The organism is Mesorhizobium sp. AR02 (assembly GCF_024746835.1).
Taxonomy (GTDB): Bacteria; Pseudomonadota; Alphaproteobacteria; order Rhizobiales; family Rhizobiaceae; genus Mesorhizobium.
Window position 1 is genome coordinate 6,391,687 of sequence record NZ_CP080531.1, and the last position, 16,484, is coordinate 6,408,170.

The 16,484-nt window shown below is 62.7% G+C and carries 14 protein-coding genes; 8 read left to right on the top strand and 6 right to left on the bottom strand.

The window, feature by feature from the left end:
- The first annotated feature begins 135 nt into the window (after positions 1-135).
- Positions 136-1,317, top strand: a complete 1,182-nt coding sequence (locus DBIPINDM_RS35130) for a hypothetical protein (RefSeq protein WP_258583532.1) — start codon at positions 136-138, stop codon at positions 1,315-1,317.
- Between the two features lie 148 nt (positions 1,318-1,465).
- Positions 1,466-2,839 carry a glutamate--tRNA ligase gene (locus DBIPINDM_RS35135; protein ID WP_258583533.1) on the top strand — a complete coding sequence of 458 codons (1,374 nt, stop codon included), beginning with the start codon at positions 1,466-1,468 and terminating at the stop codon, positions 2,837-2,839.
- Here DBIPINDM_RS35135 and DBIPINDM_RS35140 read toward each other — a convergent pair.
- The 4 genes from DBIPINDM_RS35140 to DBIPINDM_RS35155 all read right to left on the bottom strand — a co-directional run bounded on the left by DBIPINDM_RS35140 (position 2,757) and on the right by DBIPINDM_RS35155 (position 8,302).
- On the bottom strand, positions 2,757-3,962 hold the full coding sequence (locus DBIPINDM_RS35140; RefSeq protein WP_258583534.1) for a DUF2865 domain-containing protein: 1,206 nt from the start codon (positions 3,960-3,962) through the stop codon (positions 2,757-2,759). The genes DBIPINDM_RS35135 and DBIPINDM_RS35140 overlap by 83 nt on opposite strands.
- 186 nt (positions 3,963-4,148) lie before the next feature.
- Positions 4,149-4,829, bottom strand: coding sequence for an outer membrane protein (locus tag DBIPINDM_RS35145; protein ID WP_258583535.1), 681 nt, complete (start codon positions 4,827-4,829; stop codon positions 4,149-4,151).
- 192 nt (positions 4,830-5,021) lie between these two features.
- Positions 5,022-7,346 carry an NADP-dependent malic enzyme gene (locus tag DBIPINDM_RS35150; RefSeq protein WP_258583536.1) on the bottom strand — a complete coding sequence of 775 codons (2,325 nt, stop codon included), beginning with the start codon at positions 7,344-7,346 and terminating at the stop codon, positions 5,022-5,024.
- Positions 7,347-7,522: 176 nt separating this feature from the next.
- A complete protein-coding gene (locus tag DBIPINDM_RS35155; RefSeq protein WP_258583537.1) occupies positions 7,523-8,302 on the bottom strand; it encodes an SDR family oxidoreductase in 780 nt (259 codons plus the stop codon).
- 119 nt (positions 8,303-8,421) lie between these two features.
- On the opposite strand from DBIPINDM_RS35155, the gene DBIPINDM_RS35160 reads away from it, so the two are divergent.
- Positions 8,422-9,237 carry a UDP-2,3-diacylglucosamine diphosphatase gene (locus DBIPINDM_RS35160; RefSeq protein ID WP_258583538.1) on the top strand — a complete coding sequence of 272 codons (816 nt, stop codon included), beginning with the start codon at positions 8,422-8,424 and terminating at the stop codon, positions 9,235-9,237.
- Between the two features lie 125 nt (positions 9,238-9,362).
- On the top strand, positions 9,363-10,628 hold the full coding sequence (locus tag DBIPINDM_RS35165) for an MFS transporter (protein ID WP_258583540.1): 1,266 nt from the start codon (positions 9,363-9,365) through the stop codon (positions 10,626-10,628).
- Here DBIPINDM_RS35165 and dgcA read toward each other — a convergent pair.
- Entirely contained in the window at positions 10,548-11,531 is a 984-nt protein-coding gene (gene dgcA / locus DBIPINDM_RS35170) for an N-acetyl-D-Glu racemase DgcA (protein WP_258583541.1), read from the bottom strand. The two genes, DBIPINDM_RS35165 and dgcA, sit on opposite strands and share 81 nt — an antisense overlap.
- Positions 11,532-11,607: 76 nt before the next feature.
- Here dgcA and DBIPINDM_RS35175 point away from each other — a divergent pair, with 76 nt between their 5' ends.
- Genes DBIPINDM_RS35175 through DBIPINDM_RS35190 form a run of 4 tightly spaced genes read left to right on the top strand, consistent with a single transcriptional unit; the run spans position 11,608 to position 15,684 of the window.
- Complete coding sequence (locus DBIPINDM_RS35175) at positions 11,608-12,795, top strand: ABC transporter permease (RefSeq protein ID WP_258583542.1); 1,188 nt, start codon at positions 11,608-11,610, stop codon at positions 12,793-12,795.
- A gap of 3 nt (positions 12,796-12,798) precedes the next feature.
- The gene (locus DBIPINDM_RS35180; RefSeq protein ID WP_258583543.1) at positions 12,799-13,608 is read left to right on the top strand and encodes an ABC transporter ATP-binding protein; all 810 of its coding nucleotides are present in this window, start codon (positions 12,799-12,801) and stop codon (positions 13,606-13,608) included.
- A 14-nt stretch (positions 13,609-13,622) separates the two neighbouring features.
- Positions 13,623-14,996, top strand: a complete 1,374-nt coding sequence (locus DBIPINDM_RS35185) for an MCE family protein (protein ID WP_258583544.1) — start codon at positions 13,623-13,625, stop codon at positions 14,994-14,996.
- A 37-nt stretch (positions 14,997-15,033) separates the two neighbouring features.
- Positions 15,034-15,684 carry an ABC-type transport auxiliary lipoprotein family protein gene (locus tag DBIPINDM_RS35190; RefSeq protein ID WP_258583545.1) on the top strand — a complete coding sequence of 217 codons (651 nt, stop codon included), beginning with the start codon at positions 15,034-15,036 and terminating at the stop codon, positions 15,682-15,684.
- Between the two features lie 73 nt (positions 15,685-15,757).
- Here the strand turns inward: DBIPINDM_RS35190 and DBIPINDM_RS35195 are convergent, their stop codons facing one another.
- Positions 15,758-16,372, bottom strand: coding sequence for a 3'-5' exonuclease (locus tag DBIPINDM_RS35195; RefSeq protein ID WP_258583546.1), 615 nt, complete (start codon positions 16,370-16,372; stop codon positions 15,758-15,760).
- Positions 16,373-16,484: the final 112 nt, after the last annotated feature.

Here is a 16,484-nt window from a genome sequence, read left to right on the forward strand (position 1 = left end):
CGAGATACGTTGTTTCAACCATTGATTGATAGACGTTTTCTTCAAGCAACCCAGAGACGGTCGACGCATATGCTGGGATCCGATTGATCAGCGCAGGATTTCGCCCTGCGGCAGACGACCTCCATAGGTTTCACGATGCGTCTTGTTTCCGAAAATACCGGTGTGGAAAAGGTGGCTGCGCCATCGGTGCAGGCAACTCACCACGGCTCGGTTCGGCCGCTCGCTGCCGAAGATCTCGAGCGCGTCGCCGCACTCTTCCTGACGAAGTTTCGCCGGCGGCGGCGTCACCTCCTCGATCGCGCGATCGAAGAGACGGCCGAGTATATGAGAAGGATCTATCTTGACCCTGTCGGCCAGCCCAGCGCGAGCAACGCTCTTGTCCAGATCAACCCGCAGGGCGATCTGGGTGGCTTCCTCGGTGTCCTGAAAGCCCGCTACGAGCTCAACGGAACGGTATTGAACGCGGCGATTATCGGTCCGCTCATGGCCGACACCGGCACCGATCACGGCTCGGCCGGACCGCAATTGCTGCGCGCCGTGCATCAAGGCGAATTCGATCTGCATCTGACCGATTCGGCCAACCGGGTATCGCTGGCTTTCGCGCGTCCGATGAAGTACCAGCTCCTGCCGGTGCATTGTCTGGGATGGACCCGTATTTTCCGCCCGGCCGCGGTGGCCTCCGCCGTGATGCGCGGTAAATGGCCGGGCCTGTCTCGCTTTGTATTCGATCCTTGCGCCAAGGCATTCGATCCTTTTACGAGAAAAAGGTTCGAGCCGCCTGTCCAGCATTCCTCGTCACACCGGGTTCATCGCCAGCCGATGGATGCCGCGCAATTTGCGGAGCGGTTGCCGACCCTCGTGTCCGATTACTCGCTTCGGCCGCGTTGGCAGGATGAAGAGCTGCCACGGCTGCTTGCGCTGGCGGGCGAGAAGCGGGCCGATGGCCCCCTTCATTTCGGCGGGACCTACGACGAAGCTGGTAAAATGCTCGGTTGCTACGCTTTCTACGGTCAGGCCGGCGGCATCGCGAACCTGTTGCAGATCCAGGCCTCCGGATCTCACTGGGGCGCAACGCTGGATAGCCTGATCGCGGACGCGTGGAATATGGGCTGCGCAGGCATCATCGGGCAGACGCAGAGCAGATTCATGCCCCAACTCTTCAGCTACAAGAATGTCTTCTTCCGCTATGCCGGGGGGACGATGGTGCGCTCGCGCATCCCCGAGGTAACGCAAGCGGTCCGCGCCGGCGACATCTTCATCGGTGGGTTGATGGGCGACCGCTGGACCCGCCTCAGCTCCGACGACTTCGGCCACTGATCGCCTTCAACGATCGGATCTGATCGGACAAGGGCCATGCGCCTCACTTGGCCCTTAGTCTTTTCATTGCCCGCGTCATGTTCTATGTGTGCCGACCGGCGCGGGGGCGCGTCTTGTCAATCACAAAAGCATCCGGTACGCCCCGCTCATGACAGTTACCGTTCGTTTCGCCCCGTCACCGACCGGCCGCATCCATATCGGCAATGCGCGCACCGCTCTGTTCAACTGGCTGTTTGCGCTCAACAACAAGGGCCGCTTCATCCAGCGCTTCGATGACACCGACATAGCCCGCTCGAAGCAGGAGTTCGCCGACGCCATCCTCTACGATCTGCACTGGCTGGGCATTTTTCCCGATGCCACCGAGTATCAGTCGCGACGCTTCGAGGCCCATGACACGGCGGTCGAGCGGCTGAAGGCGGCGGGCGTTCTCTACGCCTGCTACGAAACCCCGGAAGAACTCGATCTCAGGCGAAAAGTGCGCCGTACGCGCGGCCTGCCGCCGGTCTATGGCCGCGAGGCGCTGGCGCTGACGCCAGAGCAGGTGGCCGAATACCAGGCTGACGGGCGCCGGCCGCACTGGCGCTTCCTGTTGCCCAATTTCACCGGCGATGCGCAGCAGCCGGAGCGCACCGAGGTCCACTGGAACGATCTGGTGCGCGGCGAGGAAACGGTCGATCTGGCGTCGCTGTCCGACCCGGTCCTGGTGCGAGAGGACGGCACCTATCTCTACACGCTGCCGTCTGTCGTCGATGACATCGAGATGGGCGTCAGCCATGTCATCCGCGGTGACGACCATGTCACCAACACCGGCGTGCAGATTGCCTTGTTCAAGGCGCTGGGCGCCGAGCCGCCCGTCTTCGGCCACCACAATCTTTTGACCACCGTCTCGGGCGAGGGGCTGTCGAAGCGCACCGGCGCGCTCTCCATCGAAAGCCTGCGCGAGGATGGCATCGAGCCGATGGCCGTCGCTTCACTGGCCGTGCTGGTCGGCACCTCGGAGAATGTCGCGGCCGCGCATGATTTGACCGAACTCGCCGGCCATTTCGACCCCGCCGCGACCTCAAAATCATCGGCCAAGTTCGATCCGGACGAACTGTTCGTGCTCAACCGCGTGCTGCTGCACCATATGCCGTTCGACGAGGCACGGGACAGGCTGATGGTGCTGGGCATCTCCGGCGAACAGGCCGAGCCGTTCTGGCTGGCGGTGCGCGGCAATCTCGACCGGCTTGCCGATGCAGTGGGCTGGTGGCGCATCCTGCGCGAGGGGCCGCAGGACAGACCGGAGTTCTCCGATGATGATCGTGAGTTCCTCGGACATGCGTTCGATCTGCTGCCTGAAGAGCCTTGGACCGGCACGGTCTGGAAGGATTGGACCGGCAAGATCAGGGAAGCGACCGGGCGCAAGGGCAAGGCGCTGTTCATGCCGCTGAGGCTTGCGCTTACTGGACTGCCTTCGGGGCCGGAGCTTGCAGATTTATTGCCGCTGATGGGTCGGGAAGGAACGTTGGCCCGACGACCCTGACCTTTCGCTGCTCCGGCGGCAGTGCGGACACGGGCGACGTCACCGGCTTGGCGGAAAGCCGCTTGATGGCCTCGCGGTCGAGCCCGCCTTCCATATTGGCCAGCGTTTCCGGGTCGGCGCCCGGATCGGGCTTGGAGACCGGCACGGGAACGAACGGTGCCGCATTCGTTTCGGGCTGCGACTGCGATGGGGTCGGCGGGTTACCGCCAATGATCTGGAAGTTCTGTGCGGCGTTGCAGCCGCAAGCCGGCGGCCGCGACATGTTGGATTGCTTGTAGAGATAGGCGGTCGGCAATTCGCTGTAAGGCTTGCCGGTAACCGACGACGTCATCGAGGCCGAATCGTCGTCCATGCCGCGCGAATAGAAGACCTGCATCTCGGTGCCGGGGCAGCTCGATTCGCAATTCTTCTGGTCGCGCTCGAAGTCGCCGACCGAGGCTGCGTTCGACATCGGAAAGAAATAGCCGTCGCAAGTGCGCACGCAGGTGGTGTGGAACTCGCCGCCGGTGCTCGGAAAGTCCGGAATGCCGGGCAGGTTCAGGACGCGGCGGACATTGCGTTCCTCGCCGGGGTCCTCCGGCTGGTCAAGCGTGTCGCTCGGCTGGCTGTCGTTGCCGAAAAGCTGGTCGAACAGGTTTGCGTTGCCGTCTTCTTCGCCACGGTCTGCTTCCTGCAGTGGTGCGCGGCGTGGCGCAACCGTGTCGTCGCGGCAGCCATTGGCATCGAGCGCCGCCAGGATGCGGCCACGGTCGCGGCGTGAGCCGCTGCCGGCGAGCAGGGCACGCTTGGCCTGCAGACTGTCGAGATTGGCGTTCATGCGGTCGATCGTGGCGTTGAGCCCGGCGCATTGGTTGATGTTGCGGGAGAACAGCGAAAACCCGCAACCGGCACTGTTCGCCTGGCCGCGGGCCTTTGAGATCTGTTCGCGCTGCCGGTCGATCGCGGCATCGTATTTCCGGACCATTGCCGGGCCACCGCCACCGCCGCGCGAGGCTGCGGCAAGATCGGCCTCCAACTGACGGCAGACGCGCGAGGCGGCCTGTGGCTCGGTGATGGTGGTGCCGGCCAGCAGGAGGCCAAGCAGCATGGCAGCATGCGCCCGCTTGAACCCTCCGCTTGTCATCCGCCTCAATCCCGCTTGCCTGTGGTCGCCAAGCTACCCCGTTCGCGGTTAATCGTCTATTTCGGATGCGGTTCGGCGGTTGGCCGAAAGTCGCCACCATCGGATTGATGCCTTAAATCGTGGCAACGCTCAGGGTTTGATCATTCAAGCGACAGCGGATCAGGACCGGCCTGCCGCAGCCGATCGTCAGAACTTGTAGTTCATGCCGATCTTGACCGCGTTGAACGTGTTGTCGAACGTGGTGTTGGAGTTCGGGGCATAGTCGATGGTCTGGTCCCGCAAGTCGACATACTGATATTCGAACTTCGCCGACCAATGGTCCGAGATCGCTTGCTCGAGTCCGGCGCCAACGGTCCAGCCGACCTTGGTGTTCTTCTCGGAAAAGCTGTCCAGGGGACCGTCGAGATACCGGTTTTCGACGCTTCCGAATGCCAGCCCACCGGTGCCGTAGATCAGGGTGCGATCGAACGCATAGCCTGCCCTGGCGCGCAGCGTTCCAAACCAGTCGACCTTGGTGTCGTAAGTATCGCCTCCGCCGACATGAATCTCGTCGGAGTGGCCCTTGATGTCGGCTCCGGAAAAATCGGCCTCGACACCGAGAACAGTGGAGTTGATCTGGTAGTTGTAGCCGAGCTGAACGCCGCCCAGAAAACCATCGGTATCATAGTTCTGCGAACCCCGGATTGTCGGGGTGTTCGGCAAATTGTAAGCCGCATCGGTCCTGCCGAAACCGTAACCAATCTGCCCGCCGACATAGACGCCGGACCAGTCGTGAACGGTTGCGGGCTCGGCACTGATGGCGTCCGCGGCCAGAGCTTGTCCGCCGATCAGCGGCAGCAATGCGGATGCAAGCAACAGGCTTTTCACGACGTCCTCGCCGTCACATCAGATGCGCAACCATATCAGCTCGGCACTCCCTGCGAAATCCGCGTCCTGCCAACGCCGAATTTCCGCAATCGCAAGTTGCTGACGGGCAACACCTCGGTTTTGGAACGAGATGATTGCCTGGCAAATTAGGCAAGCTGCCCTGCAGGGCAAGCCGAACCCGCAGGAGCCGTCCTAGTCCAGATTGGCGATCGCCTGCGCCTTGTGCGCGGCCTCGACCACGGCCAGGGCCGTCATGTTGACGACACCGCGCGAGGTGACCGAGGGCGTCAGTATGTGCGCCGGCATGTCGGTGCCGAGCAGGATCGGTCCGACATGCAGCGCATCCATCATGGCGCGCAGCGCCGTCAGCGTGATGTTGGCCGAATCGAGGTTCGGGAACACCAGCAAATTGGCTTCGCCCTTCAGGCGCGAATGCGGATAGACGCGCTGGCGCAGATGCTCCGACAGCGCGGAATCGGCATGCATTTCGCCGTCGCACTGCAGTTCAGGTGCGATGCGCGCCAGGATCGCTGCCGCCTGCCGCATCTTGAGCGCGCTTGGCGAATCGCGCGAGCCGAAATCCGAATGCGACAGAAGGGCCGCCTTCGGCTCGATGCCGAAGCGCTGGATTTCCTCGGCCGCCAGCACGGTCATCTCGGCGATCTCCTCGGCTGTCGGGTCGACGGAGACGTGGGTGTCGGTGAGAAAGATGATGCCGCGCTGCGAGATCAGCATCGACAGCGTCGACAAATCATAATCCTTGATGCCAGCGCGCGGCCCGATGATCAGCGTGACGTTGCGCAGATGCCGCTCGAAGCGCCCTTCGAGGCCGCAGACCATGGCGTCGGCATCGCCGCGCTTCAAAGCAAGTGCCGCGATCACCGTGTTGTCGGTGCGCACCATGGTGCGCGCTGCCTCCGTCGTCACGCCGCGCCGGCCGGCGAGTTCGATCAGCAGGTCGACATAGTGGCGGTAGCGCGGATCGTCCTCCGGGTTGATCAGGCCGAAATCGACGCCCGGCTTGATGCGCAGCCCATAGCGTTTCAGCCTGACCTCGATGACATGCGGACGGCCGATCAGGATCGGCTCGGCAATGCCTTCCTCGAGCACCACCTGGGCGGCGCGCAGCACGCGCTCATCCTCGCCATCGGCGTAGATGACGCGCTTGGCGCTCGATGCCTTGGCGGACGAGAACACCGGCTTCATCACCAGGCCGGAGCGGAAGACGAAACGGTTGAGCTTGTCGATATAGGCGGCGAAGTCGGTGATCGGCCGCGTGGCCACACCGGTGTCGCAGGCTGCCTTGGCAACGGCCGGCGCGATGCGCAGGATGAGCCTGGGATCGAAGGGCGAGGGGATCAGGAATTCGGGTCCGAAGATCGGCGTCTCGCCCGAATAGGCGCGTGCGGCGACGTCCGAAGGCTCTTCGCGGGCAAGGGCGGCGATGGCCCGCACAGCCGCCATCTTCATCTCTTCGTTGATGGCGCTGGCGCCGCAATCGAGCGCGCCACGGAAGATGTAGGGAAAGCACAGGACATTGTTGACCTGATTGGGAAAATCGGACCGGCCGGTGCAGATCATGGCATCGGGGCGCGCCGCGCGCGCCTCTTCCGGCATGATCTCCGGATTGGGGTTGGCCAGTGCCAGGATCAGCGGTTTTGGCGCCATATACTGCAGCAGTTCCGGCTTCAGCACGCCTGCGGCGGAGAGGCCGAGGAACACGTCGGCGCCGGGGATGACATCGGCCAGCGTGCGCGCCTCGGTGTCCTTGACATAGGGGTCTTTCCAGCGATCCATCTCATCGACGCGGCCTTTGTAAGCAACGCCGAAGCGGTCGGTGACCCAGATGTTTTCGACGCGTACGCCAAGCGAGACCAGAAGGTTGAGGCAAGCCAAGGCGGCCGCACCCGCGCCGGACGTGACGACCTTGATATCCGATATGGTCTTGCCGGCGAATTCCAGACCGTTGAGCACGGCGGCGGCGACGATGATGGCGGTGCCATGCTGGTCGTCGTGGAAAACCGGTATCTTCATGCGCGCCTTGAGCTGTTCCTCGACCTCGAAACACTCCGGCGCCTTGATGTCCTCGAGGTTGATGCCGCCGAAGGTCGGCTCCAGCGCCGAGATCGTCTCGACCATGCGTTCGATCCCGGGGGCGTCGATCTCGATGTCGAAGACGTCGATGCCGGCGAACTTCTTGAACAGGACCGCCTTGCCTTCCATGACCGGCTTGGAGGCCAACGGGCCGATATTGCCGAGGCCGAGCACGGCCGAGCCATTGGAGACGACACCGACGAGGTTTGCGCGCGCCGTATAGTCGGCGGCGGTTGCCGGATTGTCGCGGATTTCGAGGCAAGGGGCGGCCACGCCGGGCGAATAGGCAAGCGCTAGGTCGCGCTGGTTGCCGAGCGGCTTTGTCGCCTGGATCTCGAGCTTTCCCGGCGTCGGGTGCTTGTGGAAGTAAAGGGCGGCTTCGTCGAGGTCCGAACGTGCCGTTTTCTTGTTCTCACCTTCCATGCGGCCGCTCCCTCGAAACCTGCTTCGAGAGTCCTTTTAGCATGCGGCCAAGGTTTTTCGCGACGCTAATTGACGCGCCGACAGCTTTAAGCCGCGGCGCGTCGAAAATCATTGGATGTCAGATGCTTACGGCTGTTTCATGCCAAATGAGTCCTGCCGTTTCGCCGGCCTTTCGGTCAGAAGGCGCTGACGTAGAGACCGCCGTCGACCGGTATGTTCTGCCCGGTCAGGTAGCCGGCATGAACCGAGCAGAGGAAGGCGCAGATCTGGCCGAATTCCTCTGGCGTACCGAGCCGCTTGGCCGGCACATCGGCACTGATGCGGGTCTTGCGTGCCGTGGCCGCGGCGGGGTCCTCGACGGTGCCGGCCTCGTGCGGGCCGCGCAGGCGATCGGTGTCGAGCTTGCCCGGCAAGAGACTGTTGATGGTGACGTTGCGGTCGATCACCGTTCGCGCCACGCCGGCGAGGAACGAGGTCAGGCCGGCGCGCGCGCCGGACGACAGATCGAGGCCGGGGATGGGGACATAAACCGACAGCGAGGTGATGTTGACGATGCGGCCGAAGCCGCGCTTGGCCATGCCGTCGAGAACGGCCTGCACCAGTTCGATCGGCGTCACCATGTTCTGGGTGACGCCTTCAAGGATTTTCGCGCGGTCGAGTTCGCGGAAATCGCGCAGCGGCGGGCCGCCATTGTTGTTGACCAGGATGTCGGGTTCCGGACAGGCGGCGAGCAGCGCCTTCTGCACCTCGGGCTTCGAAACGTCGCCGACGACTTCCGTCACCGTGACGCCATAGCGCCCGCGCAGCTCCGCGGCGGTTTTGGCCACCAGTTCGGCATTGCGGCCGTTGACGACGATATCGCAACCGGCCTCGGCCAGCGCCATGGCGCAGCCTTTTCCAAGGCCCTTGCTCGAAGCGCAGACGATGGCCTTCTTTCCGCTGATACCGAGATCCATGACGATTTCTCCTGTGATTTGGCCGGCAAGCTAGTCCTTAGGCTGGACCAATCGCAACCGTCATACGGTTGTTGCATGAATCGGGGCATAGGCTGCGCGAAAGCAAGGGTGAAATCGCGATGTCAGGCCAAGAGCCCCGCACTTTCCGCAGCATGTTCATTTCCGATGTCCATCTCGGCTCGAAGGCGGCGAAGGCCGAATTCCTGATCGATTTCCTGCGCTACCACGACGCCGACATCATCTATCTGGTCGGTGATATCGTCGATGGCTGGCGGCTGCGGCGGAGCTGGCACTGGCCGCAAAGCCATAATGACGTGGTGCAGAAATTGCTGCGCAAGGCGCGCAAGGGCGCCAACATCACCTATATCGCCGGCAATCACGACGAATTCGCCCGCCAGTTCCAGGGCGTGCATTTCGGCGGCATCGTCGTCGCCGACCGCGCCATCCATGAGACGGCCGACGGCAAACGCCTGCTTGTCATCCATGGCGACCAGTTCGACACCGTCGTCCACAACCAGCGCTGGCTCGCCTATCTCGGCGATCATGCCTATGACGCGGCGATGATCGTCAACCGCGTGGTGACTCGGCTGCGGCAATTGCTCGGCCTGCCTTACTGGTCGTTCTCGTCCTGGGCCAAGGTCAAGGTCAAGAAGGCGGTCAACTTCATCGGCTCATTCCAGACCGTGCTGACCGAGGAAGCCCGCCGCTCGCATGTCGACGGCGTCATCTGCGGCCATATCCACCACGCGGCGATCGAGAATTTCGATGACGTGCGCTACATCAACACCGGGGACTGGGTGGAAAGCTGTACGGCCGTGGTCGAGCACTTCGATGGCCGGATGGAAATCCTGACCTGGGCGCAGGTGCTGCCGGAATCGCTGGACGAACCGTTCATCCCCATGCTCATCGAAGACCGAGTAGGGCAGGCGGCCTGACACGAAGGTCGCGACGACTTTAAGCGTCAATCGATTAGTCCAGCCGGTTTCGTCTGGTTTTCCGCCATGTTAAGGGATCGATCTACGTCGCCAGCCGATAGAGCGCGGCGTAATTGGATCGATTCATGTCCCTGCCGCCGCTTTCGCCAGAACAGCTCGTCAAGCCGCGCCATTTCGAACTGCGCATGAGTCTGATTTTCGCGACATTGTTTGTGTCGCAAGGCACGCATCTGCCCTATTTTCCGCTCTGGCTGCAGGCGAAAGGTTTCGGCGCCGAACAGATCGCCGTGATCCTTGCCGCGCCGATGTTCCTGCGCGTTGTGACGACGCCCATGCTGACGGCGCTTGCCGACCGGGCGAAGGACCGCGCCAACGTCTATATCGCGCTGGTCGCGGCAACGATGGTCATTTCGGCCGGCTATTTCCTGCCGGCAACCTACGCGATCGTGCTGGCCGTATCGCTGCTTTTGACGATCGTCTGGACACCGCATTCGCCAATGGCCGATTCGCTGGCCTTGTCCGGGGTGCGCCGCTTCGGCTCGAACTACACCGCCATGCGCAAATGGGGCTCGATCTCCTATCTCTGCGCCAATGTCGTGGGTGGCTTTATCCTGGCGGGGGCCGGGGCCAAAGCCGTGCCGGTGATCATATTCGTGGCGCTCGCCGCAGCGCTTGCCGCTGCCCTGTTCGCACCGCGCATGGGGCGGCCACGCAAGGCCTCGCCGCTGTCGGCGGCGGAAATCCAGCATGCGGCGCCGAGCCTGTTCAATGCCTATTTCCTCTACTTCACCTTCGGCGTCGGCATCATTACCGCCAGCCACGCCTTTCTGTACGGTTTCGTTTCCATCTACTGGAAATCGATCGGCATCGGCGATTCCGTCGTCGGCCTTCTATGGGCATGGGGTGTCGTGTCCGAAGTCTGCATGTTTTTGTTTTTCAATCGCATTTTCGCCTCCGTGTCCGTCGTCAGGGTGATGGTGATCGCCGGCATCGGGTCGATCGTGCGCTGGATCATCTTTCCACTGGTGTGGCCGCTCGGCCTTGGCATCCCAGGATTCTTCGCCGTGCAGTCGCTGCATTCGGTGTCTGTCGCAATGGTGCTCATCGGCCTGCAGAAAATGATCGCTGAGACCGTGTCCGAAGAGCGCACGGGTGCCGCGCAAGGCATCGCCTATTTCTTCAACGGCTTCTTCATGGCCGCCGTTACGCTTGCTTCCGGCCCGCTCTATGACCGTCTCGGCGTCGATGGTTTCCTGGTGATGATCCCGATCGCGATCGTCGGCCTCGTGCTGATCGGGCTTGCCGCGCGCTCAGCCCCAAAGCGCCCGGTCCGGAGGGGAGACAAGCGAGCCCTGGTAGACGAGGCCGGGCACACGGTCGCGGGCAAGTAGCAGCGGACCGTCAAGGTCGACGAAATCTGCGTCCTGGGCGAGCAGGACCGCCGGGGCCATCGCCAGCGATGTGCCGACCATGCAACCGACCATGACGCCAAAACCCAGCTCGCGGGCGCGGTCACGCAGCACAAGCGCCGCCGTGAGGCCCCCCGACTTGTCGAGCTTGATGTTGACGGCATCGTAAAGGCCGACCAGCGCTTCCAGGTTCTTCGCCTCATGCACGCTTTCGTCGGCACAGATCGGCACCGGATGCGCGATGTGGCGCAGGATTTCGTCCTGGCCAGCGGGCAGCGGCTGTTCGATGAGCGCAATGCCTTGCTCCGCAGCGAAAGCGAGGTTTGCGACGATGTTGTCGTCGGTCCAGCCCTCATTGGCATCAAGAATGATTCGGCTCTGAGGCGCGGCCTGTCTCACCGCCTGGATTCGGGCGATGTCGTTGTCGCCGCCGATCTTGACCTTCAGCAGCGGACGGTCCGCATTGGCACGGGCCTGTGCCGCCATCGCCTCGGGTTCACCGAGCGACAGTGTGTAGGCGGTTTCGAGCCGACGCAGCGGGGCCGGCCAGATTGCGTTCGCCACCGGGTTGCCGCTGATCTTGGCGTCAAGGTCCCAGAGGGCACAATCGACGGCGTTACGTGCGGCTCCCGCCGGCATTGCGTCGAGCAGGGCGATCCGGTCGATGCCGCCGGCGAGCTGGTCGCGCATTGCCTCGATTGCGGCGTGCACGCCGTCCATGGTCTCGCCATAGCGCTTGTAGGGAACACACTCGCCGCGGCCGACATGCCCGTTTCCGCCGATCGTGCAGGTGATGACCTCGGCCTCAGTCTTGGAGCCGCGCGAAATGGTGAAGGTGCCGGCGATGGGAAAACGCTCGGCCTCAACCGAAATGACACGCGCCATATTTTTCTGCTCCGGCTATGCGACAAGCGTGGTCGGCAAATCGACAGGTCAGACCCGTCAGGCTAAACAGGACGCCATGTTGACCATCGGCAAGCGCGACGCAAGCGGTACGACCGCCTCGGAGGCTGACCACCAACCACACGTGGCGGTCGGCGAGGAGGGCGGCGTTCTCGGCTGCGCGTTCTCCGGAATCTGGACGACACGGACCGTGGCGCTGATCGACGCCGACATGCGCAAAATCGAGAAACGAAGCGGTTTCAAGACCTTGGCGCTTGATCTTTCGAAAATCGAGAAGATCGACACCGCCGGTGCCTGGTTGATCGACCGGCTGGTCAGCGCCTTCGAGAAGAAGAATGTCGAGGTCCGGCTGCAAGGCCAAAGCGAGATCGCTTCCATCCTGCTCGATGCGGTCAGCGAAGCCGTCCGGCGCGAGCCCGAATCCGCACCGGCACGACCACCCAACATCGTCATTCGCGCCCTGGAGGCGGTTGGCCGGCGCGTCTATGAGATGCGCGATGATTTCCTCGCGTCGATGAATATTTTGGGCGCTACCATCCGTGGCGCGCAGATGAAGCTCGGCCGTGGCCATGCCGTCAACCCGGCGGCGATCTTCAACCAGATCGATCGCATGGGCGTCGGCGCCATCCCGGTGGTGGTGCTGATGTCGGCGATCGTCGGCGCCATCGTTGCCCAGCAGGGCGCCTACCAGCTCAGCTATTTCGGTGCCGACCTCCTTGTCGTCGATCTGGTCGGCGTGCTGATCCTGCGCGAACTCGGCGTGCTGATGACGGCAATCATGATCGCCGGCCGCTCCGGCAGCGCGATCACCGCCGAGATCGGCTCGATGAAGATGCGCGAGGAGGTCGACGCGCTGAAGGTTATCGGCCTCAACCCGATCGGCGTTCTGGTGTTTCCGCGGCTGGTCGCGCTTGTCATCGCGCTGCCTTGCCTGACCATCATCGCCAATTTCGCGGCGCTTGGCGGCGGTATGGCCGCCGCCTGGCTCTATTCCGGCATTACACCAGCGGCGTTTATTGACCGGCTTCGTATCGCCATCGACCTCAGCACCATTTTTGCCGGCCTGATCAAGGCGCCTTTCATGGCCATGATCATCGGCACGATCGCCTCGGTCGAAGGCATGAAGGTCGGCGGCAGCGCCGAATCGCTCGGCCAGCACGTGACCGCCTCGGTGGTGAAGTCGATCTTCGTCGTCATCATCCTGGATGGGCTTTTCGCCATCTTCTACGCAGCGATCGCGTTCTGACAGATGGCGAAGGGCAATGGCATCAAAATGACGGAAGTGGACGAGAACGAAATCGTCCTTTCGGTGCGCGACGTCACCGTTGCTATCGACGGAAAGCTGATCCTCGACAAACTTTCGCTCGATATCAGACGCGGCGAGATCCTGGGCTTTGTCGGCGCCTCGGGCGCTGGCAAATCGGTGCTTTTACGTACCATCCTTGGCCTGCTGCGCAAGCAATCCGGAACGATCAAGTTGTTCGGCGTCGATGTCGATAAGGCGAGCGACATGGAACGCCTTCGCGTCGACATGCGGCTTGGCGTGCTGTTCCAGCATGGCGCGCTGTTTTCGGCCCTGACCGTGCAGGAAAACGTCCAGGTGCCGATGCGCGAATATCTCGACCTGCCGAAAAAGTTGATGGATGAGCTGGCGTTGCTCAAGATCGAACTGGTCGGCCTGCCGCCTGATGCGGCGCAGAAATTTCCCTCCGAGCTGTCGGGCGGCATGATCAAGCGCGCCGCACTAGCGCGCGCCCTGGCGCTCGATCCGGACATCGTCTTTCTCGACGAACCGACGTCCGGCCTCGATCCGATCAGCGCGGCGGAGTTCGACGAACTGGTGGTCAAGCTGCGCGATACGATGGACCTGACCGTCTATATGGTGACGCACGACCTCGATACGCTGTTTACCGCTTGCGACCACGTGGCAGTGCTGGGCAAGAAGAAAGTATTGGTCGAGGGCACTATCGACGACATGCTGAAGAGCGAGGAACCGTGGGTGAAATCCTATTTCCGCGGAAAACGCGCCCGGCAACTTGATCTTGCGGCGCGCGCATAGCCATAAGTGGGACGATGGAAACCAGAGCCAACTACGTCATTGTCGGCATTTTCACGCTGGTTGCGATCCTGGCGGCGTTCGCCTTCGTCTATTGGACTGCCGCGATCGGCGACAGGGGCGAGACCACGTTGCTGCGCGTGCGCATTCCGGGTTCGGCTTCCGGCCTCGGCCCAGGCAGTCTGGTGCTGTTCAACGGCGTCAAGGTCGGTGTGGTCAAACGCGTCTATCTCGACCTCGACAATCCGACGGTCGCCATCGCCGACACCCAAGTCGACCGGCTGACACCGATCACCAAGTCGACGCAGGCCGATCTCGGCCTTGCCAACCTCACCGGCCAGGCGAATATCGAACTCAAGGGTGCCGATCCTAAGGAAGTCAAACTTCTCGACCAGGCCGAGAAGGAAGGCAAGGTGGCCGAGATTGTCGCCAACCCCTCGGCCGTGACCAACCTGCTGCAGACGGCGCAGAACATCTTCACACGTGCCGACAAGGTGCTGACCGAACTCGAGGGCTTCACCAAGGATGTTCGCGGGCCGCTGACGCAGACTGTCCAGAACGTGCAGACATTCTCCGACGCGCTGGCCAAGAATTCCGACGGCATCGACAAGTTCCTGTCCAGCGTCAGCGCGCTGTCCGACGAACTGAAGGGCGTGTCCGGCAAGCTCGACGGCACGCTGAAGGCGGCGGAAGGCCTGCTCAATGCCGTCGACAGGGACAAGATCAAGAGCATCGTCGCCAATGTCGATACGGTGACCGCGAACCTCAAGCAAACATCGCAACAACTCGACGGCGTGATCAAGAATGTCGACACCGCGGTCGGATCCGTCAATGATTTCGCCAAGCAGACGCAAGGCACGCTGGCCAAGGTCGACGGCGTGCTGGACGGTGTCGACCCGGCGCAGGTGCGTGCGGCTCTGGCCAACATCCAGAAGGCCAGCGAAAACGCCAACAAGGCCGCCGCCGACATCGCCGTGGTGACCGAAAAGTTCGCCAACCGCGCCGACGATATCGATCAGACGATCAAGGACGCCAAGCAACTGGCGCAGCGGCTCAACGACGCCTCGGTGCGTGTCGACGGCATCCTCGCCAAGGTCGATACCTTGCTCGGGTCGGGGCAGGCCGATGGCGTGATGGCCGACGCCAGGGATACGCTGAAGTCGTTCAAGCAGGTCGCCGATACGTTGAATGCGCGGCTTGGCGTCATCACCGACAATCTGGCGCGCTTCTCGGGCCAGGGCCTGTCGAACGTCGAGGCGCTCGTACAGGACAGCCGCCGCTCGATCAGCCGCATCGAGGAGGCGGTCACGGATCTCAGCCGCAATCCGCAACGCATTCTTTCGGGTGGCGACGGCGAGGTTCGGCAATTCGATGGCAGGGCGCGGCGTTGACTTCGGCTTCGGCGCGCCCCAAGAACATGAGCTGCGGATGCGGGTTGATCTTACGATCCGGGGACAACGGGGATCGCGCGTGAAGTCGGTGTGGGTGAGGACGGGTGGATTGACACCGGCTGCGGCGCTGCTTGCGCTATCGCTTGCCGGCTGTGCGGTACTGGGCGGCAAGCCTGCGCCGCTCGACACATTCGAGCTTTCGGCGCCGTCGGTTGACGCCCATGGCCACAGCCGCAAACAAATCCTGATCGCCCAGCCTTCGGCGCTCAAGGCGCTGGACAGCCAGAACATCGTCATCAAGCCTTCCGACCGCTCGATCCAGTATCTGAAGGGCGCGCAATGGGCCGACCGCCTGCCGCTGATCGTGCAGGCGCGGCTGGCCGAGACCTTCCAGCGCTCGGGCAGCTTTGCCGGTGTCGGCAAGCCGGGCGAGGGCCTGGCGATCGATTACCAGGTGATCGTCGAGATCCGGTCCTTCGAGGTGCGCGTCGAAGGTGGCGAACACGCCGAGGTCGACCTGTTCGTGCGCATCCTCAACGACCGCAACGGCGAGGTGCGCGCATCCAAGAGCTTTACGGCTTCCGCGCCCGTTTCGGGCAGTGGCAACCCTGCCTATGTCAGCGCGCTCGACAGCGCGTTTGGGGATGCCGCCAAGCAGATCGTTCGCTGGACCGATTCGGTGATCTGAGCTTCAGCGCACTGGAATCCCGCCAGACTCTTTCAAGCTAGTGTTCTTTGACGTAATTCCGGACGGAATTGCCTTAAAGGCGATCGAAGACATCAGGCCGCAGCTTTCCGGTCTTCAACAGGTGCTGCAGGGTGTAGGTTACGGACAGCGCGTCGTCGAGTGCGTCATGTCCCTGCCACGGCGAGTGTTCGACGCCATAATAGTCCGCAAGCTTGTTGCTCGGCGTCCTCGCCAAATTCTCGATAGGCATCCCGGCCGCGATCAGCAGCTTTACGGCGTTGTCAAACCGGGTGGCCGGGATGGAAGGCTGAATGCCTGCGACATAGCAGCTGATGGCGATCATGTTCAGTTCGTCTTTGCCCCAGGACCAGAATCGCGCCCCGTCGGAAAAACGATTGATGTCGGCAAGGGCGTCTCCCAGCGCGACCCCCTCGGTCTCGATGTTGTCTTCGGTGATGCCGGTCAGTTTGGTGAAGAACGAGTCGAGTGCGTATCTCTGGCCAAACCGGTCGATCGGCCTGATATAGGCCTTGTGTGTGCCGAGCAGCGGAAAGCCGTCTTCAAGCCCAAGCCTGACCGCGCCAATCTGCGTGATGACCGGGTCTGGATCGTGGGCCGCGCACCAGAACCGACGTTGCGACCCCTCAAGGCAGAGAAACTCGCAGTCGAATATGATTGCCGTCTTCACGGTCGGCAGCCTTTGTTCCGAAGGTCAGGGCAGCGGCTCTCGAGCGCGTCCGGCTCGCACCGCCCGGTGTGGGATGGTTTCAATGTGCGGAGAGGTTTGGAGCAGGCGGGGC